This is a genomic window from Gardnerella lacydonensis, assembly GCF_048545055.1.
In the GTDB taxonomy this organism is placed as follows: Bacteria; Actinomycetota; Actinomycetes; order Actinomycetales; family Bifidobacteriaceae; genus Bifidobacterium; species Bifidobacterium vaginale_C.
In genome coordinates this window covers 134267-160901 of record NZ_JBKQXT010000004.1, presented here as the reverse complement: position 1 = coordinate 160901, position 26635 = coordinate 134267, and the positions used below count along the sequence as shown (strand labels likewise).

General features: G+C 44.2%; 20 protein-coding genes and 2 tRNA genes. 19 read left to right on the top strand and 3 right to left on the bottom strand.

What is annotated here, in order from left to right; translation table 11 throughout:
- Positions 1 to 471: 471 nt before the first annotated feature.
- Positions 472 to 1413, bottom strand: a complete 942-nt coding sequence (locus ACJV45_RS05640) for an AEC family transporter (protein ID WP_419397842.1) — start codon at positions 1411 to 1413, stop codon at positions 472 to 474.
- Between the two features lie 324 nt (positions 1414 to 1737).
- Between ACJV45_RS05640 and ACJV45_RS05635 the strand changes: the two genes are divergently transcribed.
- The 13 genes from ACJV45_RS05635 (at position 1738) to ACJV45_RS05575 (ending at position 18183) form a co-directional block, all read left to right on the top strand.
- Positions 1738 to 5169 (top strand): Rne/Rng family ribonuclease, encoded by a 3432-nt coding sequence (locus tag ACJV45_RS05635; RefSeq protein WP_419397841.1) that lies wholly within the window; start codon positions 1738 to 1740, stop codon positions 5167 to 5169.
- A gap of 181 nt (positions 5170 to 5350) precedes the next feature.
- Entirely contained in the window at positions 5351 to 5659 is a 309-nt protein-coding gene (rplU, locus tag ACJV45_RS05630; RefSeq protein ID WP_004111933.1) for a 50S ribosomal protein L21, read from the top strand.
- Positions 5660 to 5692: 33 nt separating this feature from the next.
- Positions 5693 to 5944 carry a 50S ribosomal protein L27 gene (gene rpmA / locus ACJV45_RS05625; protein WP_004106248.1) on the top strand — a complete coding sequence of 84 codons (252 nt, stop codon included), beginning with the start codon at positions 5693 to 5695 and terminating at the stop codon, positions 5942 to 5944.
- Positions 5945 to 6288: 344 nt separating this feature from the next.
- Positions 6289 to 7953, top strand: coding sequence for a GTPase ObgE (gene obgE, locus ACJV45_RS05620; RefSeq protein ID WP_419397840.1), 1665 nt, complete (start codon positions 6289 to 6291; stop codon positions 7951 to 7953).
- Positions 7954 to 9099 carry a glutamate 5-kinase gene (gene proB / locus ACJV45_RS05615; protein ID WP_004121345.1) on the top strand — a complete coding sequence of 382 codons (1146 nt, stop codon included), beginning with the start codon at positions 7954 to 7956 and terminating at the stop codon, positions 9097 to 9099.
- A 639-nt stretch (positions 9100 to 9738) separates the two neighbouring features.
- Complete coding sequence (locus ACJV45_RS05610) at positions 9739 to 10998, top strand: pyridoxal phosphate-dependent aminotransferase (RefSeq protein WP_419397847.1); 1260 nt, start codon at positions 9739 to 9741, stop codon at positions 10996 to 10998.
- A 164-nt stretch (positions 10999 to 11162) separates the two neighbouring features.
- Positions 11163 to 11238, top strand: a tRNA-Trp gene (locus ACJV45_RS05605).
- Between the two features lie 38 nt (positions 11239 to 11276).
- Positions 11277 to 11492 (top strand): preprotein translocase subunit SecE, encoded by a 216-nt coding sequence (gene secE / locus ACJV45_RS05600; RefSeq protein WP_004111941.1) that lies wholly within the window; start codon positions 11277 to 11279, stop codon positions 11490 to 11492.
- A 28-nt stretch (positions 11493 to 11520) separates the two neighbouring features.
- A complete protein-coding gene (nusG, locus tag ACJV45_RS05595; RefSeq protein WP_419397839.1) occupies positions 11521 to 12375 on the top strand; it encodes a transcription termination/antitermination protein NusG in 855 nt (284 codons plus the stop codon).
- A gap of 484 nt (positions 12376 to 12859) precedes the next feature.
- The gene (locus tag ACJV45_RS05590) at positions 12860 to 14269 is read left to right on the top strand and encodes a metallophosphoesterase (protein ID WP_419397838.1); all 1410 of its coding nucleotides are present in this window, start codon (positions 12860 to 12862) and stop codon (positions 14267 to 14269) included.
- 88 nt (positions 14270 to 14357) lie between these two features.
- Positions 14358 to 15716, top strand: a complete 1359-nt coding sequence (gene murA, locus ACJV45_RS05585) for a UDP-N-acetylglucosamine 1-carboxyvinyltransferase (protein ID WP_004124216.1) — start codon at positions 14358 to 14360, stop codon at positions 15714 to 15716.
- Positions 15717 to 15873: 157 nt separating this feature from the next.
- Positions 15874 to 17841, top strand: a complete 1968-nt coding sequence (locus tag ACJV45_RS05580) for a serine/threonine protein kinase (protein ID WP_419397837.1) — start codon at positions 15874 to 15876, stop codon at positions 17839 to 17841.
- Between the two features lie 183 nt (positions 17842 to 18024).
- A complete protein-coding gene (locus tag ACJV45_RS05575; protein ID WP_419397836.1) occupies positions 18025 to 18183 on the top strand; it encodes a hypothetical protein in 159 nt (52 codons plus the stop codon).
- A 108-nt stretch (positions 18184 to 18291) separates the two neighbouring features.
- On the opposite strand, the gene ACJV45_RS05570 is transcribed toward ACJV45_RS05575, so the two are convergent.
- Together ACJV45_RS05570 and ACJV45_RS05565 are read right to left on the bottom strand one after the other, a co-directional pair.
- A tRNA-Ala gene (locus tag ACJV45_RS05570) sits at positions 18292 to 18364 on the bottom strand.
- A gap of 163 nt (positions 18365 to 18527) precedes the next feature.
- A complete protein-coding gene (locus tag ACJV45_RS05565; protein ID WP_019261886.1) occupies positions 18528 to 19175 on the bottom strand; it encodes a hypothetical protein in 648 nt (215 codons plus the stop codon).
- A gap of 398 nt (positions 19176 to 19573) precedes the next feature.
- On the opposite strand from ACJV45_RS05565, the gene ACJV45_RS05560 reads away from it, so the two are divergent.
- From ACJV45_RS05560 to ACJV45_RS05535, 6 genes are all read left to right on the top strand, one after another.
- Positions 19574 to 20254, top strand: coding sequence for a DedA family protein (locus tag ACJV45_RS05560; protein ID WP_004118351.1), 681 nt, complete (start codon positions 19574 to 19576; stop codon positions 20252 to 20254).
- A 145-nt stretch (positions 20255 to 20399) separates the two neighbouring features.
- On the top strand, positions 20400 to 20669 hold the full coding sequence (gene rpsO / locus ACJV45_RS05555; RefSeq protein ID WP_004111957.1) for a 30S ribosomal protein S15: 270 nt from the start codon (positions 20400 to 20402) through the stop codon (positions 20667 to 20669).
- Between the two features lie 433 nt (positions 20670 to 21102).
- Positions 21103 to 23847, top strand: coding sequence for a polyribonucleotide nucleotidyltransferase (locus ACJV45_RS05550; protein ID WP_419397835.1), 2745 nt, complete (start codon positions 21103 to 21105; stop codon positions 23845 to 23847).
- 123 nt (positions 23848 to 23970) lie between these two features.
- Entirely contained in the window at positions 23971 to 24828 is an 858-nt protein-coding gene (locus tag ACJV45_RS05545) for an aldo/keto reductase (RefSeq protein WP_419397834.1), read from the top strand.
- Positions 24829 to 24882: 54 nt separating this feature from the next.
- Positions 24883 to 25848, top strand: coding sequence for a purine nucleoside phosphorylase YfiH/LACC1 family protein (locus ACJV45_RS05540; RefSeq protein ID WP_419397833.1), 966 nt, complete (start codon positions 24883 to 24885; stop codon positions 25846 to 25848).
- 31 nt (positions 25849 to 25879) lie between these two features.
- Positions 25880 to 26551: a pyroglutamyl-peptidase I gene (locus tag ACJV45_RS05535; RefSeq protein WP_419397832.1), complete on the top strand. Its 672-nt coding sequence runs from the start codon at positions 25880 to 25882 to the stop codon at positions 26549 to 26551.
- Positions 26552 to 26635 lie beyond the last annotated feature (84 nt).

Genomic DNA, 26635 nt, shown 5'->3' with positions numbered 1-26635 from the left:
TTGTTTTAACATTGGTTTGCTATTGTTTTTCTTTTCTTCCCAGTGTTGATTCGTTTAGCTTATTGGGTTTTGGGTGTTGAGTGTTGTTGCTTTCGGTTTTGTTTGCTACTAGGGGCTTGCAAAACCGAAAGCATTTTTTGTTTTGTGGTATGTGATTTCTCGCGCTATGCTTTAAGCTCGAAGTCGTAGATTCGCCCGTGTTTGTTCCCAAAATCGCCAAATACGTAAACAATCTCGGGCAAGTGTTCTTGGTTTTGTTTCTATATTTGGTGTTTTGGTAAACAAATGTGGGGAGGTGTTCTTGGTTTTGTAGTCAGATTTGGTGTTTCGGTAAACAAACGCGGGAATAGACTTGCGCTTATGTGAGTGTGGTTGCGTAGTTCGCGCGCTGCGCGTTGAGAGCGAAGTCGTAGATTCGCCCGCGTTTGTTTCTATATTTGCTCAGAAAGGGAACAAATGCGGGAGGATTATTCACCCTAAAATTGCTGCAATTAGAGCAATACAAATTGGACTGGTTACCGTAGAAAACAGGATTCCGTCACGCGCAAAACTCAAACCAACATTGTATCGAGCAGCGTAATTGTACACGTTTTGACCAGTCGGAAGCGCCGCCAGCACAACACACGCGTAAAGAGTGGCACCTTGGAAACCCATAACAAAATAAGCCAATAAAAACGCAACAATTGGCATAATCAAGTTTTTCAGAATAGCAACAGTCGCAATAGCAGCACGATTAGAATCCTTTTGTAGCGGCTTGCTGCCGTAAAGTGACATTCCAAAAGCCATCAAAATCATAGGAACCGCGGAATCGCCAATCATCTTAATCGGGTCATAAAGAAAATTCGGTACAGGGAAATATCCAACTTTTGCGGAAATTGCCGAAATAATAATTCCTCCAAGCGACCCAATTAAAAGCGGCTGCTTAAGCGGCTGCTGAGCAATACGTTTAAGCGAGCACTTTCCAGTAGTTGTAACGTCTAAAACCGTAAGACCAACAGGCGTAAAAACAGCTTGCTGCATAACTAAAATCGGAGCAACAAGCGCAGGATTACCCAAAATGTAAGTTGCAACAGGCAATCCAATGTTGTTTGAGTTTAAGTAAAGCGAGTTAAGCGCGCCGATTGTGCAATCCGCTGCAGGAAGACGGAAAAACAGGCGATTAAGCAGAATAAATGCTACGCCAACAATCATTGCGGAGAAAAACGCAACAAAGATCGAAGAATGAAAAATCTCAAAAATTGGCTCTTTGGCAAGGATTGCAAACATTAAACAAGGACTAGATACAAAGAAGCTTACGCGATTAAGCACCATTTGTGCTTGAGATCCGCCGATGCGAAGACGTGCTGTTACATATCCAGCGGCGATTACGATGCCAATTACGCAAAAGCCTTGCATAGCACTGATTAAACCCATGAAAACGATTTTAGCGCTGATTTTTGGATTGGGGGTAATGCGCAATTGACTTTTATTAGCGCATGTTATTTGACGTTGCAATATGGCATACTAGAAAACGGTGGCGCTGCAAGCCGCCAGAGCATTCGACGGCGTCGATCCCCTCACGTGATTTTCACGCATGATTTTGGGCGAGGCTGGTGTCCGCTGTCGTGCAGCTAGACTTTATTGATAGCCTTAGGGGTGGCTCGCATAAGCGTGTGCATTCTTCAGGCTAAGAGCGCGAAACTATTGCAGAGTTTCGCTAGGAGCATAGTGCCCAGAGTAACACGAGAAGGCTTCACCGTGCCCGAAGCCAATAATGATAAAAATGAAGATAAAAATCTTTCATTCGTAGCAGCAAATTCAAGCGCGAACGAATCTACTAACGCAGCTGACGCGCCAAGAGCAGCAGCTGCATCAACTGTTACATCCCCCGTTACAGCAGGCGTTGTAAATGTGGTTTCAGGTTCGCAAGACGCATCGTCAAGCACGAGACGCAGAAGAGCTGGAAGACGCGTTGTAAGAGTTGCAGGAGCAGCTGGCGAATCGATGAAGCTACACGTACAAGGCGGAAACGATTACGATACGCGCTCTGATGAAACTGAATCTGAAAGTGTTGTTGAGCACCAAACTCCTGCGCGACCGATAACATCGCTACTTTTTCAGGAGCCTGTTTTACCTCATCGTTTGCCTGAAAACAATAGTCGTATGCGTGATTTAGATTACGACGATGATGCAAATGAAAGCGATAGAGAAAACAGTCGAGATGATTTAGAAAAAGACAATAGTCGCAGTTCACGAAAGTTGCGTAAAACGCGTTCTGGCAGGAATGACAGGAAGAATCGCAATGAAGACGAGGATTTAAGTAGAGTACGTAGTCGCAAAAATCGCAATAATCGTGACAATTTTGACGATAACTATGATTCTGAATCTGACGATGATACGCGTGTTATTCGTGTGCGCTCCAGAGTAAATCGTGCAGATCGCACAGATCGATCCAATCGTGCAAATCCTGAAGATTTAAACGAAAATGATAATAGAAGCGATAGCAGAATAAGTAGAAATAATCGAGATTATCTGGATAAGGATAGCTTGGATAAGTCTAACCTTGATAAAGATAATTTTGATAAGCCTAATCTTGACAAAGATAATGGTGACAAATATAGCGAGAATAACAATAATGGTCGCAAGAATCGTGACAATCAGGATAATTACGATGATCAAAATCATAGGAAGTCACGCAAGAATCGCCGACTAAACGCTGCCGAAAGACGCGCAGCTGCAGAAGTCGAGCAAATAGAAGAAGACCTTGAATACGACGACATAGTTTATTCTCCAATCGATGATGTAATCGACGAAAGAATTGAAAATAGTGTTGAGTCAGATAATGATGTAGATTCTGAATCAACCCGCAAGTATGCAAAAACTTCTGATTTAGAAAATAATGATGATGAAGACGGAGAAATGATAACCCGTCGCCGTCGTCGTCGCAGATCGTCTCGCGCAGATAAGGAAGATAGGGCAGATAGGTCCGATAAGTCTGATAGATCAAGCCGTAGAACAACATCCGACCTATCTGCAGATGATTCTCCATACGCTGACGATTATGGCATAAACGAAATAGAAGTTTCTCAAGAAGACCGTGATTTAATTCCAGATCCAGACGAGTTGCGATCCCAAGATGACGAAGAAGTGTACACTCGTCGCCGTCGTCGTCGCAGGTCGAAATCTTCTGACGATTCATCTCAAGGTTCCTCAAGCTCACAAAGTTCGCAAAATTCACAAAGCACACAATCGCGTTTTGCGTCAATAGACTCCGATTCATCTAGTCGAAGATCTAGAAAACAGCAGTATATTGACGAGATTACGGATATTGAAGGTTCTACGCGACTTGAAGCCAAAAAACAGCGTCGTCGTGACAATCGCAGAGAGCGTAATCGTCAAAACTTGCTTATGGAGCAAGACTTTTTGGCAAGGCGTGAAAACGTTGACAGACTTATGGTTGTGCGTGAACGCGATCGTCACACGCAAATTTCTGTAATCGAAGACAATATTCTTGTAGAACACTATGTTTCTGATATTCAAGAAGTTGCAACCGTTGGGAATATTTACCTTGGTCGTGTACAAAACGTGCTGCCAAGCATGGAAGCAGCGTTCGTAGATATTGGTCAAGCCCGAAACGGCGTGCTTTACGCTGGCGAAGTCAACTGGGATACAACCCGATTAGAAGGACAGCCGCGCAGAATGGAGCTTGCGTTTAAGGCAGGAGACCCTGTTTTAGTGCAGGTTACTAAGGACCCTATAGGCCACAAAGGTGCGCGACTAACATCGCAAGTAACCCTTGCTGGTAGGTTCCTAGTGCTTGTGCCGTCTGGAGCGATGACGGGCGTAAGTCGCAAGCTATCCGATCGTGAGCGCAGCCGACTTCGCGCAATCGTAAGCAAAATCGCACCTAAAGACATGGGCATAATCATTAGAACCGCCGCAGATGGTGCTAGTGAAGATGCGATTGAAAAAGACCTTGAGTCGCTTGTAAAACAGTGGGAACGAATCGAAGCGAAGCGAGAAGAGTTCTTGCATGGCAAGCGACCAAAGCTTTTGCAAGGCGAGCCAGATGTGGCGATTCGTGTTGTTCGAGACATATTTAACGATGACTTCCAAAAGATGATTGTGGAAGGCAAGGGCGCGTACGACCGCATTTGCGAATACTTGGAGATGATGGCTCCTGATTTGCGCAGCAAGATTGAGTATTGGGATCCTGCTGAGCATGAAGGCAAAGACGTGTTCGACAAGTGGCAAATCGACAGCCAGCTTAGAAAGGGCATGGAACGCCAAGTTTATCTTCCTGCAGGCGGTTCGATTGTTATTGACCGCACGGAGGCAATGACAACGATTGACGTAAACACAGGTCGTTTTATTGGTCGCGGAAAGTCGCTGGAAGAGACTGTGACTCGCTGCAATTTGGAAGCTTCTGAGGAGATTGCGCGACAGTTGCGACTTCGCGATATTGGCGGCATGGTTATGATCGATTACGTTGACATGGTTATGCCAGCGAATCGCGATCTTGTTTTGCGCCGTCTTGTTGAGTGTCTTGCGCGCGACCGCACAAAGCATCAGGTTGCGGAGGTTACATCTCTTGGTCTTGTTCAAATGACGCGTAAGCGCGTTGGACAGGGTTTGGTCGAGGCGTTTTCGGAGGAGTGCCCGACTTGCAAGGGTCGTGGGTTTATTCTTCACGACGAGCCGACTGTGTCTTCGGAGTATGCGGATCCTTACGCTCTTAAGGGTGGTGATCCGTTTATTAAAACCAATAAGCATGGTCATGGAAGTATTGCGGACCCTATGCCTGTGGTTAAGCAGGAGTCCAGTGCGGATGTTCGCGCCAAATTAGCGCGTATTGCGGCTGCTGCAGCGTCGTCGGCTTTCTTGGAGGAGTCTTTGCGTAAAAGTGACGAAAAAGACGATAACGATAATGAAGACTATAACAATAATGATGTGAATGCTGTATCTGCAGATGACGTTAATAATGGAGACGATGCAGACGATAGTGTTGTTGGCAGTGTTGACAGTGTTGACGAATCTTCGGTTGCTGGCGACTTTTCTGCAGTAGATGCGAGTAGTGAATCTGCAGAAAGCAGTGAAGAATCGCAAGTAGTCGGGAAAATTGAGGAATCTGATGATTCGCAAGAATCTCAAGAATCCACAGAAAGCTCTCAAGAATCTAGTGAAAACTAAAAAATAGACGCAAAGTATACGGCTCGAGTACAATAATGACTATTGCTTATTTCGACTTTATGAATTAAGACTTGACGTTAGTACAGGGGTCGGTGTAATTTTGATAGTCGGTGTCTTGCCGCAGGTTCAACGCTGTGCGTGAGGCAATAGTAAAGCTTTCAATTTAGCTAAGGAACGAATTATGTACGCGATTGTGAAGGCCGGTGGCCATCAAGAGAAGGTTGAGGTTGGAGACGCCATCCTCGTAAACCGTCTCGATGCAAAGAAGGGCGATACCGTGGAATTCCCGGTCGCGCTCGTTGTTGACGGTGCTAAGGTGACCTTAAGCGCTAAGGATCTTGCAAAGATCACAGTTAAGGCAGAAGTTCTTAACGACGAAGCTAAGGGTCCAAAGATTAGCATTATGAAGTATAAGAACAAGACTGGCGTGGCTCGCCGCAAGGGTCATCGTCAGAAGTTGACTCTCGTCAAGATCACGGCCATCGCCTGATTGACGGTGTTATAAACCTGAAAGGACAGCAAGATGGCACATAAGAAGGGTGCGTCTAGCTCGCGCAACGGTCGCGACTCACAGGCGCAATATCTTGGCGTTAAGAAGTTCGGTGGAGAAGCTGTTGTGGCTGGAAACATTATTGTTCGCCAGCGCGGCACCAAGTTCCATGCAGGACAGAACGTTGCTTTGGGTAAGGATCACACGCTGTACGCTTTGGTGGACGGCAATGTGAAGTTCGGCATTCGTCGCGATCGCAAGGTTGTAGACGTAGTTACCGCCTGAGTAACTCATTAATCTTCTAGCCGCACCCAGTTCGGTGCGGCTTTTTTGTTTGTTTGCGCGACGACCTGCCTTTTCGCTTAAAGCGTAGCGCGAAAAGGCAATTCGGAGCGCTGAGCCGTTCAAACATAAAGTCCAGTGGACTTTACGTGCGGCGAAGACGTTCGCGCGCTGTAACGCGCGAACGACACGACCTGCCTGAGTTTTATCCCGCGTTTGTTTCCCGAATCGGACAAAAGGTAAACAAATGTGGGGAAATGTGCCCGCGTTTGTTTCCCAAATGAGCAAACAAGTAAACAAACGCAGGCAAATCTGGCGAGTATTGAGCATCAAGTAAGGTAAAAGTTATGAGCGATTTTGTAGATCGAGTAACGGTACATGTTAAAGGCGGCGACGGCGGCAATGGATCCGCAGGCGTGCGCAGAGAAAAATACAAGCCACTTGCAGGTCCAAATGGCGGCAATGGTGGAAACGGTGGAAGCGTTATATTCGTAGCCGATCGCAACGCGAACAGCCTACTCGACTACCGATTCATGCCACATCGCGTAGCGCAGAGTGGCACAATGGGTCTAGGTGATACAAAGGACGGCTCCAAAGGAGAAGACCTTATGTTGCCAGTGCCAGTCGGAACCGTAGTTTTTGAGGCGAAGGGCGCTGCAGGAGCGCAGAAAAAACCAGGCAACGTTTTGGCGGATTTGCAACACGTAGGCGACACATTCGTAGTCGCAGCAGGAGGCGCAGGTGGACTTGGAAACGCTGCTCTTGCCAATAAAACTCGCCGCGCTCCAGGTTTTGCACTACTAGGCGAACCTGGTGAAGAAAGAGACGTAATCCTAGAACTAAAGTCGATAGCAGACGTGGCGCTAGTGGGCTTCCCATCTGCAGGAAAGTCAAGTCTTGTAGCATCAATTAGCGCTGCAAAACCAAAAATCGCGGACTATCCATTTACAACACTTGTGCCAAACCTTGGTGTAGTCAGCTTTGGTGAATATCGCTACACAATCGCAGACGTGCCAGGATTAATCCCAGGAGCTTCCGAAGGAAAAGGGCTTGGTCTAGAATTTTTGCGCCACATTGAGCGCACGGAAATAATCGCCCACGTAATCGACTGTGCAACGCTTGAACCAAATCGCGACCCAATCAGCGATTATAAGGCTTTGGAACATGAGCTTTCACAATACGCAGACAAGCTGGATTTGCCGCTGGGAGCGATTCCAATTCCAGAGCGTCCGCGAATTATTGTGCTAAACAAGATTGATGTGCCAGAAGCAAAAGAGCTGGCAGAATTTGTGCGAAGCGACTTCGAAAAAATGGGCTTTCCAGTTTTTGAGATTTCTACTGCATCTCACGAAGGCTTGAAAGAGCTTGGTTTTGCGCTTGGAAAAATGGTGGCTAGTATGCGAGAAAAGCTTTCTGAGCAAGAGGCAGCGCGTGAAGAAGAGCGCGTTGTTATTCAGCCGCTTGAACAGCCAGCATTGAGACGACGCAGAGATGATGGTCGCGGAAGTGCTAGCGACTTTACAATCGAGCGCGAAGAAGACAAAAATGGCGACTTCTGGTTTACCGTTACGGGCGCTAAGCCAGAGCGTTGGGTTGTGCAAACAAACTTCGACAACGACGAGGCAGTTGGCTATTTGGCGGATCGCTTAGCAAAACTTGGTGTAGAAGACGAGTTGCGTAAGAAGGGTGCGCGTCCAGGAGACGAGATTAGGATTGGTCGCGGAAACCGCATGGTTTGCTTCGACTGGGATCCAAGCATTGCAGCAGGTGCGGAAGGCTTGGACGGTGCTAGCCTGGGTGCGCGTGGAAAAGACTTGCGACTTGAGGCAAATGACCCTAGAGGTGCAAGACGCACAAACGCTGAGCGCAGACGCGATTATCACATGATGATGGATGCAAAGAGCGCTGTGCGAGATGCGATGATGGCGGAGCGAAAGCAAGGGCATTGGGCAGATCCATCGGTAGATGACGACAAACACGATGAGCAGAGTTTATTTGGACGTGGTGAGTAAATGATTAATAAGGCAGTTGAGCCTACCGAAGATGAGATTCGACGTTCAATTAGCAATGCGCACACAATAGTCGTAAAAGTTGGTTCTAGCTCGCTTACAGACTTATCTGGTCATTTAGACGTGCAAAAATTACGTGCTCTTGTTACGGCTATTAGCCATGCTCAAATGTCTGGAACTAACGTAGTTTTAGTGTCTTCTGGTGCTATCGCAGCGGGATTTGGACTACTTGGTTTTAATGAACGTCCTAAAGATGTGCCAACTCAGCAAGCAACAGCATCAGTTGGACAAGGCTTGCTAATGTACCAATATGAGTCAGCGTTTGCGGAATTCGGCATAAGAGTAGGGCAAATGTTGCTAACGGCAGACGTTACTATAAGTCCTTCGCGCTACCGCAATGCTCAACGCACAATGCTTAGGCTGCTAGAATTAGGAGTTGTGCCAATCGTAAACGAAAACGATGCTCTGTCTAGCAACGAAATACGTTTTGGAGATAACGATCGGCTTGCGGCGCTTGTTGCGAATATTGTGCGAGCAGATGCGCTGGTGCTTTTAACAGATGTTGACGCGCTTTACACGGCTCCGCCTAGCGAGCCAGATGCTAAGCGGATTAGTTTTGTTCCAGATGTTACGCGCGCGTTAGACGATGTTAAAGTTGGCTCCAGTATTTCGGGTGTAGGCACAGGCGGAATGATAACCAAGATGGATGCGGCGCACGTTGCTGCTGTTTCTGGAATCCCAACGCTTTTGACATGTGCTAGTAATGCGGAGGGTGCGCTATCTGGCGATGCAGTTGGAACCGTGTTTGCGCCACTAAATTCGCGTGCATCTTCCAGAAGACTTTGGATTGGTTTTGCGTCTAATCCGCATGGCTCGATTATTGTAGATGCTGGTGCTGCTGCAGCAGTTCGAGGAGGACGAGCAAGCTTGTTGGCTGCTGGAATCGTAGGGGTTGCTGGCGACTTTTCTGCAAGCGATCCAGTGTGGATTGACGATGAGCATGGCAACCACTTGGCCAAAGGATTAGTTGCATTCGATTCAGATGAGATACCGCAGGTAATGGGGCTTACAACGGATGATTTAGAGGCGACTTTGGGGCGGCAATACGCGCATCCTGTGGTGCATCGCGACAATCTTGTGCTTTTATAATCTTTTATTTGCTAATCGATTTGCATGTGCGCTTAAAATTACGCCAAGCTAGGTAGAGATTCGAGATTTTTCGCACTGAATGAGATGTATCGCTCGCGCGTTACAGCGCGCTCACGTCTTCGCTTGCGTTGAAAGCACACTGTGCTTTCAACTTTGAGCAAGCTCAGCGAATCGAAGTGCATTCGCGCGCTACGCTTTAAGCGCTCATGCAAGTCGATTCGCAGTCCTCCGATGGTGATTCATCGAATGAAGAAGAAAAATCGAGAATCTCAGGTGATTGAGCAATACGCAATTGTTCAAGCATGCAAGAGGGCTGGGTGATTCTTGGTCGAACAGTATAAGAGCGGCAGCCGATACCAAATAATCCAATGGCTCACGCCTACAAACAAACTTCAACCAAAAAATAAAATCAAAGACAAATCGGAACAACCGCAACAACAGACTACACGCAAGAGGCAGAGCGTTGTGAGACAAGAAACACCCAGCCCTCATACAACACCAAACAAGGAAATGCCTCGATTCCCGCGTTTGTTTCCCAAATCGGCTAGTACGTAAACAAATGTGGGCAAAAAGAAACAAAATCAAGAAATAACGTGTAATGGCTAAACTGTAAGTATGGCAGAAAATATCGCAGCAAATATGGCAGAAAATGCATCGCAAATCGCAGCAGACGCATCAAACTCTCAATGGCGCTCTATGAGCAATCGCATTAACAAAGTGGCACCGAGTGCAACGCTTGCTGTAGATGGCAAAGCAAAAGCAATGAAAGCCGCAGGAATCGACGTTATTAGCTTCGGCGCAGGCGAACCTGATTTTCCAACGCCGCTCTACATTGTTGAAGCCGCAGCCGCCGCATGCAAAGACCCAAAAAACTACAAGTACACGGCTACGGCTGGTCTTCCAGAGTTGCGCGAGGCGATTGCGCGCAAAGTCAAGCGCGATTCTGGCTACGATGTTTCCCCAAATCAAGTTGTTGTAACGAATGGCGGCAAACAAGCTGTTTACGAAGCATGCCAGATTTTGCTAAACGATGGCGATGAAGTTATAATCCCAGCGCCATATTGGACAAGCTACCCAGAGGCAGTAAAACTTGCAGGTGGCGTGCCTGTGCCTGTTATGTCTGGCGCGGATCGCGGTTTTGAGCCAGATATTGAGGCGATTGAGGCTGCTCGCACCCCACGCACGCGTGCGATTATTGTAACTTCGCCTTCTAATCCAACAGGCGCTATTTGGAGCGCGCAAACGATTCGCGCGATTGGCGAATGGGCTGTAAAACACCATATTTGGGTGCTTTCCGACGAAATCTACGAACACTTGCATTACGACGGCGTAAAAACGTCGTATATTGGCGTAGAAGTGCCAGAAGTTCGCGACCAGCTGCTTGTTTTGAACGGTGTTGCTAAAACGTATGCAATGCCAGGTTGGCGTGTTGGCTGGATGGTTGCGCCGCTTGAGGTCGCAAAAGCTGCAATTAAGCTTCAAAGCCACATGACGTCTAACGTTTCCAATATTTCACAGCGTGCAGCTCTTGCAGCAGTCGGCGGACCATTAGATGAAGTTGCAAAAATGCGTGATTCTTTCGACGCTCGTCGCAAGGCGATTGTGCAGGCGTTAAACAGCATGCAAGGCGTGACTTGTCCTCTTTCGCACGGCGCTTTCTACGCGTTTGCGAACGTTGAGGCACTGCTTGATCGCCCGATGGGCAAGGATTCTAAGATTCCAGGCACGTCGTCTGTGCTCGCGCAAATGCTACTTGATGAAGCGCATGTTGCCGCTGTTCCTGGCGAGGCCTTTGGTGCGCCTGGTTACTTGCGATTCTCGTGTGCTTTAGCAGACAGTCAGCTTGCTGAGGGCATGAGGCGTATGAAGCAGTGGATTGAAAGAGGAAGCGCGTTTTAAAGTCGCCAGCGCGTTGTTCACGCACGCAAAAGTCGCCAGCAACCGCGCGTTTAGCGACACTCGCTAATCATAATAAAACCCTTAAATCTTGCCCTTCCGCTAACATATCTACTTGGCGGTTTTGCCAAGTCAATCTTTTTAAGGTATGATTAGCAAGTTCACCTAGGGATGTGGCGCAATTGGTAGCGCAACGGTCTCCAAAACCGTAGGTTGTGGGTTCGAGTCCCGCCGTCCCTGCCAGTTTTATTGTTAACAATTTTCAAACGAAGGATTCAAGCATGGCCAAGGCAAAAGAGAAGAAGCCGAATTTGTTCATGCGTATTGGCATGTTCATTAAGCAAACTATTGATGAGACTCGCAAAGTCGTTGCTCCTCACGGCAAGGAATTGTTTGCTTGGTCAGCTTCCGTGTTTATTTTTGTTATTTTCTTGATGGTTTTCGTCACTGTTATGGACTTCGGTTTGGGTAAGTCTGTTATGTGGCTGTTTGGCTGATTTCAACGAATTTTGAGGGTGTGCGAATATGACTGACGAGTTGAATCTCGAAAATGTTGATTCTGTGAATGATCTTGCGGATTTTGACGCAGCTGGTATTTCGGCTGATGCTGCAAATGTTGAGAACGCAGATGCTGCAGATACTGTTGTCGTAGAAGATGCTTCTGAAAATAGTGAAAACGTAGCTGGTGAGACCGAGTCTCCTGCTGAGCCTGCTGAAACGGTTGCTGGCGATTCTTCCGCTGCGCAAGAAGTTGATGCTACAGATGCTGGTGCTGCCGCTGTTGCGGAATTCTCTAAGACTTTGCGCACTCTTGAAGGCAAGTGGTACGTTCTTCACACCTACTCTGGCTACGAGAAGCGCGTTAAAACTAACGTTGAATCTCGTGTACAAAGCTTTGGTTTGGAAGACAAGATTTTCCAGATTGAAGTGCCAATGGAAGAGGTTGAAAAGCACACTGACAAGGGTAAGAAGGTTATTACTCGTGTTCGCGTTCCAGGTTATGTGCTTATTCGTATGTGGCCAGATGAGAATGCTCGTCGTATTGTGCGCGAAACTGAAGGCGTTACTGGTTTTGTTGGCCCATCTAAGGAGCCTGCTCCTCTTAGCCGTAAGGAAGTTATCGATATGATGGCTCCTATGATTGCGTCTGAGGCTTTGAAGAAGGCTGGAGATAAGCCTGCTGCGGCTCGTAAGCGTACCGTTGAGGTGGCTTACAAGGTTGGCGATCAGGTTACAGTTACCGATGGTCCATTTGCGACTATGGCTGCCGTGGTATCGGATGTGGATCCTACAACGCAGAAGCTTACGGTTCTTGTTTCTATCTTTGGTCGCGAAACTCCTGTGGAGCTTGGATTTAACCAGGTAGAGCCTATTGTTTGATTTTTAATGCGCGTTTTGTGATTGTTGCGCGTATCTGATTTTATCAGTGCATAAGTCGGGGTGTGGTGTTTGCTGCATCCCGACTTTTGTTTTGTTTTTTTTTGGGGGGGGGGGGAAGAATAATCCGTAATTTTGTAATGTAATTTTTTATAATGTAATCAAAAACCCCGAGTTATTAACCCGGGGTTATGAAAGAGAAGAGAAGAAGAGAGGTTCAGTTATTGGTTCTTGCAAATCATTTGTTATGCTGATTTGCTTTTTCCTTGATGTCTATATAATAGGCATCCTTTACTTAAGACAAAGATGTTATTGCCTGTGAATTACCTGAAAATCTTGTAAAAAATCCCTACGTTTCGCCATTTTTGGGTATATTCTTTTATTTTTCTGTAGTTCGAGTGCAGTCTTAATAATTTCGCGTTAAATTCTTTGAATTTTGTTAAATCTTTTGTTGATACTGTTCTCTGATGTGCCGTATGCTTGAATCATGTCAGAAATTGCAGAATCTACGAATAGCGATGAGTTTAAAGTTTTACCCACTTCTGAATCGGCTAATTCTTCTGAATCGGCTAATTTGCCGATGTCTATTTCTGCACGATTAGGTAAATTGCAATTCCATCTTTCTGGCAAATTTCGTGTTTTGCAGTTTGCAGATGTTCAGGATGCTCCAAAAATTAGCAAAGATACAATTAGGCTTATAGAATCCGCTTGTGATGCTGTTAAGCCAGATATTGTGATTTTTACGGGTAATCAAATTGCTGGATATGTTAAAGATTTTGCAGATACATTTGTACGCAGACGCTGGTCTTCGGAGGCTTTCGACTCTTCCTCAGGACGATTTTCTGATAATTACTCGCATAAGGATGAGTCGTATGCAGAAAAACTAGATGCAACGCGAAAAAAAGTTATTGAGCACATTAAGCGTATGGTGAAGCCTTTGGAAGATCGTTCAATTCCATGGGCGCTGACTTACGGAAACCATGATTTTCAATGTGGGTTAAGCAATGAAGAATTGGATTCTTTGTATCAAGAGTTTAAGGGTTGCATGAACCGTTCTTCGCAAAACAAGTCGAATAATTATGATTCCTCTAGTTGCAATGTTGCAGCTTTGCAATCTACTAAATGCATATTGCCAAATCAAATTATTTTTCCTTGTGAAGCTGGTACGTTTGCGCTTCCAGTTATGGATGTGAATCAGGAAAATGTTGTATTTTCATTAGTTTTGGTTAATTCTGGAGACTATGAGAAGAGTGGAGGTTATGGGAAACCTTCGGATAAAGCACTTGATTTTTTGAGAAATTTGCCAAAGTTATCGCCTCCAAAATTCTGTGTTTTCCAGCATTTTCCTCTTCCTCAATACTATGGTTTAATGCGTGAAGTTTCTAAAGATTATGCGTCTCAGGAACACGCTATCGAAGGATACAGGCGTTTTGCTGGAAAATATTACGCGTTAGACGATAATCGCGTTTTGCCAGATGGGTATCTTGGAGAAGGTGTGAGTTGCCCAGATAAAGACAGTGGAGAATATGATATTTTGCAAAAGATTGGCACTTTCGCTTTCTGCGCAGGGCATGATCACAGAAACGCGTTTGCCGGACGTTGTAAAGATTCGGATATGCTACTTATGTCTACTGCAACGTGTGGTTTTGGATCTTATGGGCCAGCTGCATCTAAATGTGGTGCAAGACTTATCGAATTTGACATACGTCACCCATATGAGCCTAGAACGCAAATGCTTGAATTTGGTGATTTAGTTGGAAAACCTTCGTCTAAAAAGGCGTATACTTATGGGCTAAATGCGGATTGCGATCATGATTTGCCAGAAGTAGATTTATTGCAAAAACCTTCGCTTTTTGCAAGGCTATTGAGAAGATGGCGGTCTCGCGCAGCAAAGTAGCTTGGTTAATGCTCGAATTGGTATGTGTTATTGGCACGCATGTCGGTATTATAGTGATTAGTTTTAGTTGCAAACGAAAGAGGTAAATGTGTCTGCGCATAATACGGCTGAACAGAACGAAAGTGGCATTGACGCTGCAGACGTTTTGCATGTAGAAGGTGGCAAGCCGCTTAACGGAGCTATTAAAGTTCGTGGTGCAAAAAACTTTGTTAGTAAAGCAATGGTTGCAGCTTTGCTTGCTCCTGGGAAATCCGTGTTAAAGAATGTTCCAGAAATCAGAGATGTTCACGTTGTTTCTGATTTGCTGCGTTTGCATGGAGTAAACGTAGATGTCGATGGTGCTGCAGGCGTTGTTAGCATTGACGCAAGCAAGGTTCAGCTTGCTGATGTTGCAGACGTAGATACATTATCTGGATCTTCGAGAATACCTATTCTCTTCTCTGGTCCGCTTCTTCACAGACTTGGTGAGGCTTTTATCCCAGCTTTAGGTGGGTGCAATATTGGAGGGCGTCCAATAGATTTCCATCTTGAAACTTTGCGTAAACTTGGTGCGAATGTAGATAAAGATCATGAGGATGGTATTCATATTACTGCTCCTAACGGCTTGCATGGCACTAAAATTCATCTACCTTATCCATCGGTTGGTGCCACTGAGCAAACTCTTCTTGCAGCCGTTCTTGCAGAAGGTAAAACAGAGCTTTCGGGTGCTGCAATTGAGCCAGAAATTATGGATTTGGTGGCTGTTTTGCAGAAAATGGGCGCAATCATTTCTGTTGACGTTGATCGAACATTTAGGATTGAGGGCGTTGATAAGCTTCAAGGCTACAATCATACGGCTTTAACAGATAGGATTGAGGCAGCATCTTGGGCTTCTGCGGCGCTCGCAACTCATGGTGACGTGTTTATTAAAGGGGCCACTCAGCCAGAGATGATGACCTTCTTAAACGTGTTCCGTAAAGTTGGTGGTCAGTTTGACGTTACTGATAACGGTATTCGCTTCTGGCATCCGGGTGGTGATTTGCATCCTGTTGCTATTGAAACCGATGTTCATCCTGGTTTTATGACTGATTGGCAGCAGCCTCTTGTTGTTGCTTTAACTCAAGCTAAAGGTTTGAGTATTGTTCACGAAACTGTTTATGAAAATCGTTTTGGCTTTACAAAACCACTTGTTCAAATGGGCGCTATGATTCAGTTGTATCGCGAGTGCTTAGGTTCTCTTCCTTGCCGATTCCAGCAGCGAAATTACAAGCATTCTGCTGTGATTTTTGGTCCGACGCCTCTTACTGGTCAAGATATTGATGTTCCTGATTTGCGAGGTGGTTTTAGTCATCTTATTGCTGCTCTTGCAGCTAAGGGTCCATCTAATGTTAAGGGTATTTCGCTTATTGACCGTGGTTATGCAGATTTCCGCGGTAAGTTGACTGCTCTTGGCGCGGATATTGATTGAGCAATGTGAGCAATGTGGATAACTTTTCCCTTATTTTTCTAGGGTTTTGATGGCTTTGGTACACATTGTTCTATAAGTATTTTCAATACGCAAATTAGTCTATAAAGTTTGCAGCACAGGATTATTGTCATTTTGATTTTATGAAAGTGCGGCAAATATGGTTTGTGTGGGTGGAAGATATCAGATTCTCGGAAAACTTGGATCTGGAGGAACATCTACTGTTTATCTTGCGGTAGATAATGTTCTTCATAAGCAGTGGGCTGTAAAAGAAACTGCTACTGATTCTGATGACGATAAAAAAGCCTTGATTTTGCAATCTTTGCGTGCAGAAGTTGAGGTTTTAAATCATTGCAATCATCCTTCTATACCTAGAATTGTTGATTTTTTTGAGGAGAATGGCAGAGCATACGCTGTTCGCGACTATGTTGACGGATTTTCTTTAAAATCAATGATTTTACAAGAAGGTGTTATTAGTCCTGCCGAAGTGTGTAATTTAGGTATACGATTGTGTGGCTTATTGCAATATCTTCATTCACTTAATCCTTCTATTGTTTATTGTGATTTAAAACCATCTAACATTATGCTTGGTGCGGATTCAAAAGTTTATTTAATTGACTTTGGATCTGCGTTAGAAATTAAAAATAAAGATGGTGTGTTGGTGCAACCAAGCAGATTTAAACAAGATGCGCGTTTTGCTACTCGTGGATTTGCTGCTCCAGAACTTTTTAAGCCTGAATCTAAAATAGGCGTTTTTACTGATGTGTATTCTCTTGGTGCTACATTGTGGTTTGCTCTTACGGGTAAATGTTTTTCTGATAATAAGACTATAGACTCAGAAAACTCAGGGCATTATGATGCTACAAAGCACTTTACTAACTTCGACTTAGCTGATGGTGGTTTTGCTAACGATCTTCAAGCTGTTTTAATGCGCGCTATGTTAGAAAATCCTTTGGAGCGTTATGCGGATTGTAAAGAATTTGCTCAGTCGTTAGAGGATTGTTTAGAAAATTATTTAGGAGACAATTTAGATTCTGGCGTAGAGGGTATAGAAAATATCAGGTCGCGTGTAAATCATTATAAGAATAATCGTCATGATAAATGTAAGAGTAGTCGTAGGAGTATGCGTAAAAATACTCATAAAAAGAGTGGTAGGAATAGTTATCGAAATATTGTAATCAAAATTATTTGCTGCATACTTATGGTTGTTGTTGGCTGCTTTTTGATAGGAACATCATTGCATTCTTTAACATCAAATAGTCAAATAAGTAGTCGAAAAAATGATTATGCGCGACTGACTCGTGACAATGATGAAAAAAGAAACAAGAATGCTATAGAGAAAATAAGTGATGTTGAAAAATATAAAAACTACATGAGAACAGCGGCAAAATCAGTGGATTCTAAGCAGGTGATTCAAAATGTTAATCAAGCTATGCGATTGCAAATAAAACTTTTTAATGCCAATATTCAGCCGCTTTCCATTCAACCAATACTCAGACTTTTAGTGCATCAAATTGAAGATTTTCGGTGGACTCTTGATGAAAGAGAAGATTTTACAGCGTTGATCAATGAGTATAAAAACACGCTTAAAAAATCTGAAGATTGGTATGAACTGTGCTTATCTGTGGGTAAAGCATATTGGTATTATAGCGTTGAAAATGGGGAAGAAGTTAGTGATTCAAATAGAAAAACTCGCATAACAGCAGCATCTGAATGGTTTAAAGAAGCGTTAAAAGGTGTTAAATCAAAAGACTATGAGTTGGCATCAATGTATTATTTGATTGGAAGTGAGTATTTAAGCTTTGCATCTTATGCGGAAGGAAAATCCAAGCCGCAAAATGTTGATTATATTACGAAGTTGCATAATTTTATTGAAAATGCTAAGAAAAATCAGAACGAGATTGTAAAAATAGATGCGTGTGAACTTGTTTTTAATTCGCTAAAATCGTGGACTGGTTTATTTAAGTCTTATGCTGTTAGTCAAGATAGTATTGAAAATATTTTTGACGACGCGTTATATTTAGCGCGATCTATAAAGTCGCAAAATAAAAACGTTGACAATAGAGTTAAGCAGATAATGAGCCAAGCAGATCTGTTAATTGATTCAATTGAAAATATATTTGATTAGGTTATACGCAATTGCTCATAAGTGTAAGAGGGCTGGGTGATTCTTGGTCGAACAATATAAGAGCGGCGCCGATACCAAATAATCCAATGAGTCACCACTACAAACAAACCTCAACCAAAAAACAAAATCAAAACCAAATCGGAACAACCGCAACAACAACCAACACACAAAAGGCAGAGCGTTGTGAGACAAGAATTAGCCAGCCCTCGCGCAACACCAAGTAAGGCGAATCGCTCGCGCGGATTAGCCGCGCTCACGTCTTCGCTTGCGTTGAAAGCACACTGTGCTTTCAACCTTAAGCAAGCTCAGCGCTCCGAATTGCCTTTTCGCGCTACGCTTTAAGCGAAAAGGCAGGTCGTCGCGCCCGCGCAACGCTAAATAGGAAAATCACGCAACAGTGAGTAAGAAAAGAAAAAGCCCACTGCGGTGGAATGAATGCAGTGGGCTTAGTGGAGCTAATGGTAATCGAAACCACGACCTCTTCGATGCGAACGAAGCGCTCTACCAACTGAGCTATAGCCCCATTGTTCTACAACAACTCTGCACACTGTACTACAAGGTGCGTAAAAGTACAATGCTAAACCAGTATGGAGTGTTGCAAAAAACGTTTAAATGTCAATAATAATGCGCCTAATGCTTATTTGTATTTTCATATAGTACACACATTTAGTATGCATATGTGGAAGCTACATTGCTGTCATAAATCCGCCAAAAATCACCACAAGAATCGCTAAGACTTCAATAGTATAGAACATTATTAATGATGCCCAGCTGCGAGTCAGCACATTTAAGCGTGATGTTTTAGGCACTATTACAAGTAGTCCTACGAATAAAACAGCGTATACAGCAACGCCAAATCCTGCAGATATTATTCCAAGGTTTGCTGCATTAGCCAGTCCAGCTGCAGACCCATAAACTACGTATGTTGAGTACCAAAAGCTTAGTCTTAGCAAGCATAAGCCGCTTATAAATTGTTCAATCGTTAGAAAAATAACGAATAAGAATCTCCACAGCCATTTTTTAGACTCTATTAATGCCATTGCTAGTGTTGTAGCTGTTGCAACGGTTGTAACCCATGCTATAAACACAACGCCTTGTGGTGTTAAACCAGAATAATGTTGAACAACCCATGAAGTGTGTTGTACGGCTAATGTTCTACCTATCCAATATGGAATGACTATTGCTGCTAGAAGCACTGCAAAGTAGAGTATCCAGCGTTTAGGATTAGAGTGACGTTTGGAAATATCTGCTATCGATAGCTCAGATTCCAATTCGTTAGGTGATCCAAGTGTTTTATCTGCGTTAGCATCAGTGTTTGCTTTACGCTGATCCATCTTTTGCCACTCTCCTTTAAACGCGTTAAACACTTTAAAGCTAGATCAAATTTGTAATATCAAATTCTCAATGACTACATTACCAGCAAAATAAAATATACGCGAAAAACGCCTGATTGTCTGTAAAAAATCTCGAATCGTTATCTTGTTAATCATCTTGTTAATCATGTTTAATCGTTAGTCTGTGTTGCGTGTGCACGGTAAGTGCGCTAGCGTTCTTGGTTTTGTAGTCAAATGTCGGTTTTAAGGAAACAAAGTCGGGATTCAAAAATGAAACAAATTCAGGATTCAAATCATAATCTCATAATCTAAAGCGTGCAATATAATTGTTAATCCGCGCAAAATGCGTGCATAGAAAGTGCAACACGGCACTACAAAACAGGATTTTAGGTATTCGTATGGGATTTATTCATTTTATTCTTAATCTTCTTAAAGACCCGCGTTCAGCTATAGCTGGTTGGATTGCTATGGGTACAGCTCCTGCTTTGGGATTGATATTCTTAATCGTTTTTATTGAAACAGGCGTTGTGTTTTTCCCATTTTTGCCTGGAGATTCTTTGCTTTTTGCAGCAGGATTCTTTGCCGCTCCAGATTCGCAAACTGGTAAAAGTTCTCTTCCGCTTATGCTTTTGCTCGCGGTTGTGTGGATAGCACCTATTGTTGGCGACCAGTGCAATTATTTCATCGGACACTTTTTCGGCAGAAGAATTGTTGAATCTGGTAAAGTTAAGGCATTGACTCCAGAACGCGTTGCTAAAACAGAGAAGATGATTGATAAATGGGGTCCTCTTGCTGTGTTTTTAGGTAGGTTTTTCCCGTTTATACGAACTTTTATGCCTTTTATTTCGGGTATTTCTGGAATGCGTTGGACTCGTTTTACTCCTTTCTCGATTCTTGGTGGAGTGGTATGGTCGTCGCTTTTTACAATGCTCGGATATTTCTTCGGCAATATTCCTTTTGTTCAGAAGAATTTTGAGCTTGTTATAGTGGCGATTCTGCTGATTTCTCTTGTACCAACGTTTATTGGACTTTATAAGGCTCATGCTGCTAACAAAGCTAAGAAATGTTTGGAGAAGTAGGGTATTGGTAGAATTACGAGTATCCAATCGAATTAATCTTGTTAACACGTTGTTGTAGAATCAACACTTGGCGTGTAACGCCCGCGGATTGAGAGCGCTGCATCATAAGGTTGCAGCACCGCGCAGTGATATTAAGGAGGACGCCGTGGCATTGACGGCTGAAGATAAGAAGAGCATCATCAACGAATACGCGACACATGAGGGTGACACGGGTTCCCCAGAGGTCCAGGTTGCTTTGTTGAGCAAGCGTATTGCTGACCTTACTGATCACTTGAAGGAGCATAAGCATGATCACCACTCTCGTCGTGGTATGATGCTCATGATTGGTGATCGTCGTCGTCTTCTCGATTATTTGAAGCGTGTAGACATTAACCGTTATCGTTCTTTGATCGATCGACTCGGATTGCGTCGATAAGTCTTTTTTTGCCCGGGCATAAGCTCGGGCTTTTATATTTTCATGATGAATTTTCATTATGTATTTATCGGGTTTATCGGTTTTAGTGGGTTTGAAGTAGAATAGAAAAGCTTGAATTAAATCTATTAGTTTTAAACAGACTTATAGTGTCTAATTTGTAAAGTTATAGAAAAACTATAGAAAATATTGTAGAGACTTATATTTTTGGATTTTAGAATTTAGGATTCATAAGATTTATAACTGAAGATTTAGAAGCATAATTGAATATGGATGATTGAAGTAGCCGAAACAAAAAACACTACGAAAAGAAACATTGGCATATGCAAATTTGCAAATTCGCGTGGATGTTAGAGGTAAACAAATAACAAAAGCGAAGTTGTCAATGTTATTACGCATGTTGGTTGATTAGGTAAGTTAAGAAAAGGAGGAACCCGTGGAGGGTCCCGAAATTAAGGCTGTAGAAGCCGTTATTGATAATGGTTCATTTGGAAAGCGTACGCTACGCTTTGAAACTGGTCGCCTTGCTCAGCAAGCAGACGGTGCTGTTGCCGCATATTTGGATGATGATTCCATGATTTTGTCGACGACGACTGCAGGATCTAGCCCAAAGGAAAATTACGATTTCTTCCCATTAACTGTTGATGTGGAAGAAAAAATGTATGCTGCTGGAAAGATTCCAGGATCTTTCTTCCGCAGAGAAGGACGCCCTTCTAACGAAGCAACATTAGCGTGCCGTATTATTGACCGCCCATTACGCCCATTGTTCCCACACACTTTGCGTAACGAAGTGCAAGTTGTGGAAACGATTTTGGCAATTAATCCAGATGATGCATACGATGTTATTGCTTTGAATGCTGCATCTGCATCTACTATGATTTCTGGATTGCCATTTGAAGGCCCAGTTTCTGGCGTTCGTTTGGCTTTGATTGATGGCCAGTGGGTTGCTTTCCCACGTTGGAGTGAGCGCGAGCGTGCAGTATTTGAGATTGTTGTGGCTGGTCGTGTTATTGAAAATGGCGATGTTGCTATTGCAATGATCGAAGCAGGTGCTGGCAAGAACGCTTGGAATTTGATTTACAATGAGGGTCAAGTAAAGCCAGATGAGGAAGTTGTAGCTGGTGGTTTGGAAGCTGCAAAGCCTTTTATTAAGGTTATTTGCGACGCTCAGAATGAGTTGAAGCGTATTGCAGCTAAAGAAACCAAGGAATTCCAGCTGTTCCCAGAATACACTGACGAACTTTATGCCAGAATCGATGAGATTGCTCATGCTGATTTGAACGAGGCTCTTTCTATTGCGGAAAAGCTCCCACGCCAAGACCGCATTGCGGAGATTAAGGAAAGCGTGCGTGCTGCAATCGCAGAAGAGTTTACTGATATGGACGATGAGGAGAAGGAAAAGGAGCTTGGTAACGCCTTCAAGGAGTTGCAGCGCCAGATTGTTCGTCGTCGTATTTTGACGGAAGATTACAGAATTGATGGTCGCGGTTTGCGTGATATTCGTACTCTTAGTGCCGAAGTAGATATTGTTCCTCGCGTTCACGGTTCTGCGTTATTCCAGCGTGGTGAAACTCAGATTTTGGGCGTAACTACTTTGAACATGCTTAAGATGGAACAGCAAGTGGATGCGCTTTCTGGTCCACAAACCAAGCGCTATATGCACAATTACGAAATGCCTCCATATTCCACTGGCGAAACGGGTCGCGTTGGATCCCCTAAGCGTCGTGAAATCGGTCACGGTGCTTTAGCAGAGAAGGCTTTGGTGCCGGTTTTGCCAAGTCGTGAAGAGTTCCCATACGCTATTCGTCAAGTCTCGGAAGCTATTGGTTCTAACGGTTCCACTTCTATGGGATCTGTTTGCGCGTCTACGCTTTCTTTGCTTGCAGCTGGTGTGCCTTTGAAGGCTCCAGTTGCTGGTATTGCTATGGGCTTGGTTTCAGGAGACGTGGATGGAAAGCATATCTTCAAGACTTTGACCGATATTCTCGGTGCAGAAGATGCTTTCGGAGATATGGACTTTAAGGTTGCTGGTACTTCCGAGTTCATCACTGCTTTGCAGCTTGACACTAAGCTTGATGGCATTCCAGCCGATATTTTGGCTGCCGCTTTGCAGCAGGCTCACGAAGCTCGTGCAACGATTCTTGAAGTTATCAACGAGTGCATTGATTGCCCAGCTGAGATGAGCCCATTTGCTCCACGCATTATCACAACTACGATTCCTGTAGATAAGATTGGTGAAGTAATCGGACCTAAGGGCAAGATGATTAACCAGATTCAAGAAGAAACTGGTGCCGAGATTGCCATTGAAGATGACGGTACTGTTTATATTTCTTCTGAAGGCGGCGAAGCTGCTCAGAAGGCGAAGGAAATCATCGACTCTATTGCAAATCCTCGTATTCCAAAAGCTGGTGAAACTTTCACTGGTAAGGTTGTTAAGACTACAAGCTTTGGTGCTTTCGTAAACTTGACTCCTGGAAGCGACGGATTGTTGCACATTTCTCAGATTCGTAACCTTGCTAATGGTGAGCGTATTGATACCGTTGAAGATGTGCTTAAGGAAGGCGATAACGTAGAAGTAATCGTACAAAGCGTGGATGAACGCGGTAAGATTTCTTTGGCCATTCCAGGTTTTGAGAATCAGGAATCTTCTGCTCCAGCGCCTCGCGAAAACCGTGGTCGCGCTCCTCGCGAAGATCGTGATGATAGGGATGATCGCAGAAGCGATCGCCGACGCGCTCCACGTGACGATAGGGATGATAGGGGCGATAGGGATGAGCGCCCTCGCCGCCGTAATGTTCGTGATGATCGCGATTCGCGTTATGACGATAGGAATGATCGAAACGATAGAAGCGATCGTTCTGACCGTTATGAGGATCGTTCTTCCAGAAGGGATGATCGCAGGGATAATCGTTACGATAACAACGATTTTGAAGATCGTCCTCGCCGACGCGCTCCACGTGAAGATCGTTATGATGATAGGGATGATCGCAGGGATAATCGCGATGATCGCCATGAAGATAGGTCTGCTCATCGCAATGCCGATCGTCGTGGAAACGACCGTAATCCACGTTACGCAGCTGATGACGATCACTATGATGAGTATCGCGCGTCTCGCGAAGAGCGTTCTGAGCGTCCTCGTCGTAGGATTCGTCGCGATTTTGACCCATTTGACGAGGATTAATCTTAAGTCAAATAGATGAACGCACAAAAGCGTAGTCGCATAAAATAAAAATAATTCTAAATGCCTTCAAGTAGCTTTTGCACTTGGGGGCATTTTAAAACGGCTTAAAATAAGGGAAATATTATGGATCGCATTTTAGGGTCATTTAAAACCACTGCTATTGGTTTTGGTGAAATGCCATTGACGATTGAAAACAATCTTGGACATGATATGGGTATCGAAACTATTCATGCAGCTCTTGATGCAGGCTGCACTCATATCGATACAGCATGGGCATACTATTGTTCTGGCGGCGAGGAACAAACTGGAGAAAAGCTTGTTCGCGAGGCTTTGGATAGCTGGAATGGAGACAAGTCTTCTATTTTAGTTGCAACAAAAGTCGGACACTTCCGCAACTTTACTGACGGACGACCAACATGGGGTAAAGATGGTAAGCCAGAGCATTTGATTGCGCATGCCAAAGAGTCAGCAATGGCTCTTGGCGTAGATACGATTGATTTGCTTTACTTCCACAGGCCAGATCCAGAAGTTCCATACAACGAGTCGATTGAAGCAATGCAACAGTTGCTCGATGAAGGAGTTGCGCGCGAAATTGGCATTTCTAACGCATCTGTTGAGCAGATTGACATTGCGCGCGGAATTCTTGGAGAAAAGCTTGTGGCTGTGCAAAACCAGTATTCTCCAGTGCATTTAGAGAATGAAGACACGTTGCAATATTGCAAGCAGCTTGGAATTGCGTTTGTTTGTTGGAGTCCTCTTGGAGGGTTCCGTCACCCATATGACGAGCATCTTTTTGACCCATTCCGCAAAGTGGCAGATTCTCACAAAGTTAGCTATCAGCAGGTTGTTTTGGCTTGGGAGCTTGCTAAGGGAAATAACGTTTTTGTTATTCCAGGCGCGCATAGGCCAGCTACAATATTGGATAGTCTAAAAGCTGCGGATTTGCAGTTAAGTGATGAAGAATTAGCTTATTTGGGCTAACTTTTACGGCAAATAACTTGTTACGGCAAATAAAACAAAACGAAAGCGAATAATATGCAGGAAACTAGCGTAGCAGGAATGCCACTTGCTCATGAAGACGAGCATGGGTTGCCAATTCCAGTGACAATTCCAGTGCCATTGGGGTCGCGCGCTCACGCCGTTTTTACAACACGATTAGGTGGCATTTCCGAAGGTGATTTTGCGTCGCTTAACCTAGGTGGCAAAGCTGGCGACGATGCTAAAGCTGTGTTTAGCAACCGTTGTGCTTTGCAAAATACTCTTAAAGCCGACTTGTGTCTTGTTAGCCAAGTGCATGGAAATAGCGTGTTTGATGCAGATTCAATAGTTGATTCGTGGAACACTCCGTATGGTTTTGATGCAACAGGTTTTGCAGATTCAAAAGTGCGAATTGAGGCTGATGCGCAAGTTTCAACAACATGCTCACTCGCTTTAGGAATGTTTGCTGCAGATTGCCTACCAGTTTTACTTGCCGATAGTGAATCTGGAGTAATAGCTGCAGCGCATTGCGGACGAAAAGGCTTAATGGCTGGAGTACTTGATTCTACTATTGAAGCAATGTGTGAAAAAGGAGCCGAACGCTCGAATATAACAGCTGTTCTTGGACCATGTATTTGTGGCGATTGCTATGAAGTTGGCGAAGAAATAGCTAGCGACTTTGAACGCAGATATCCACAAACTGTAACACAAACGCGTTTTGGTGGAGTGGGGATTGATATTGCTGAAGCTGCTCGCATTGATTTAGCGCTGGCAGGAGTTGCAAACGTTGTTGACGCTTTGCCGCGAGTTACAGCCGCAACTCAATATTTGGCAGAAGACGAAGAATTGAGTACAGTTTGCGATGTTGATTGCGAAGGTGGAACGCTGAAAAGTCGCCTTCAGGCGTTGCAAAACCCAATGTGCACGTTGGAAAATCCACTCTGGTATTCTCATAGACGCGCAGGTCTTGCTGGAAAATCACATGAAGGACGATTGCTTGCGCTTATAGTCAAAGATAAGTAAAAAGCAAAGCTATTCGTAGAAAGCTATTGTTATGAAGCAAATTAACGTAGTTATTTCAGGATTTGGACCATATGTTGATCTTAGCGTAAACCCGTCTTACGAAGTGCCATTGGCTTTAGAACAATATTCAAGTCAGGAGCTTGATCTTCCAGAAGATGTTAGCGTAAATATCAAGTCTGTAATGCTGCCGATTAGCTTTGCAAACGCATGGCCTCAGCTTTTAGAAATGATTAATGCGCAAAATGCGGATATTGTAATAGCAACAGGGGTAAAACATACTGCTCGCGGAGTGCAATTAGAACGGTGCGCCACAAATATTATGGATGCAACTAAACCAGACGTAGATAACCACACTCCACAAAGTGTACAAATTGTTGAAAATGGACCATCTGCATATTGGACTAGGTTGCCATTGCGAATGATTCTGAACGATTTTGCTCACGACGCAATAGCGTCAACACTAAGTTCGGATGCAGGAACATACGTTTGCAACTCACTGTTTTATAGGCTATTAAATTGGGCGTCCAATAATTCTAAAAAGCAGATAATCGCAGGATTCGTAAGTTTTCCTCCAGTAGTTGCAACTCATGACGCTAGGCATGGGCTGCCGCTAGATTCGCAAATAAAAGCTGGTCAAAACATAATTCGTGAAGCCGTAAAATACTATATGAAACCTTCATCTTTAAGCATATTGCTCGAGTAGTTCGCTCGACACGCCCGAGTGTTTTTGCGTCTAAAGTGATAGCGTTATTGCTGATGGAGTGTGCACGATAAGTTAGTGAATCGT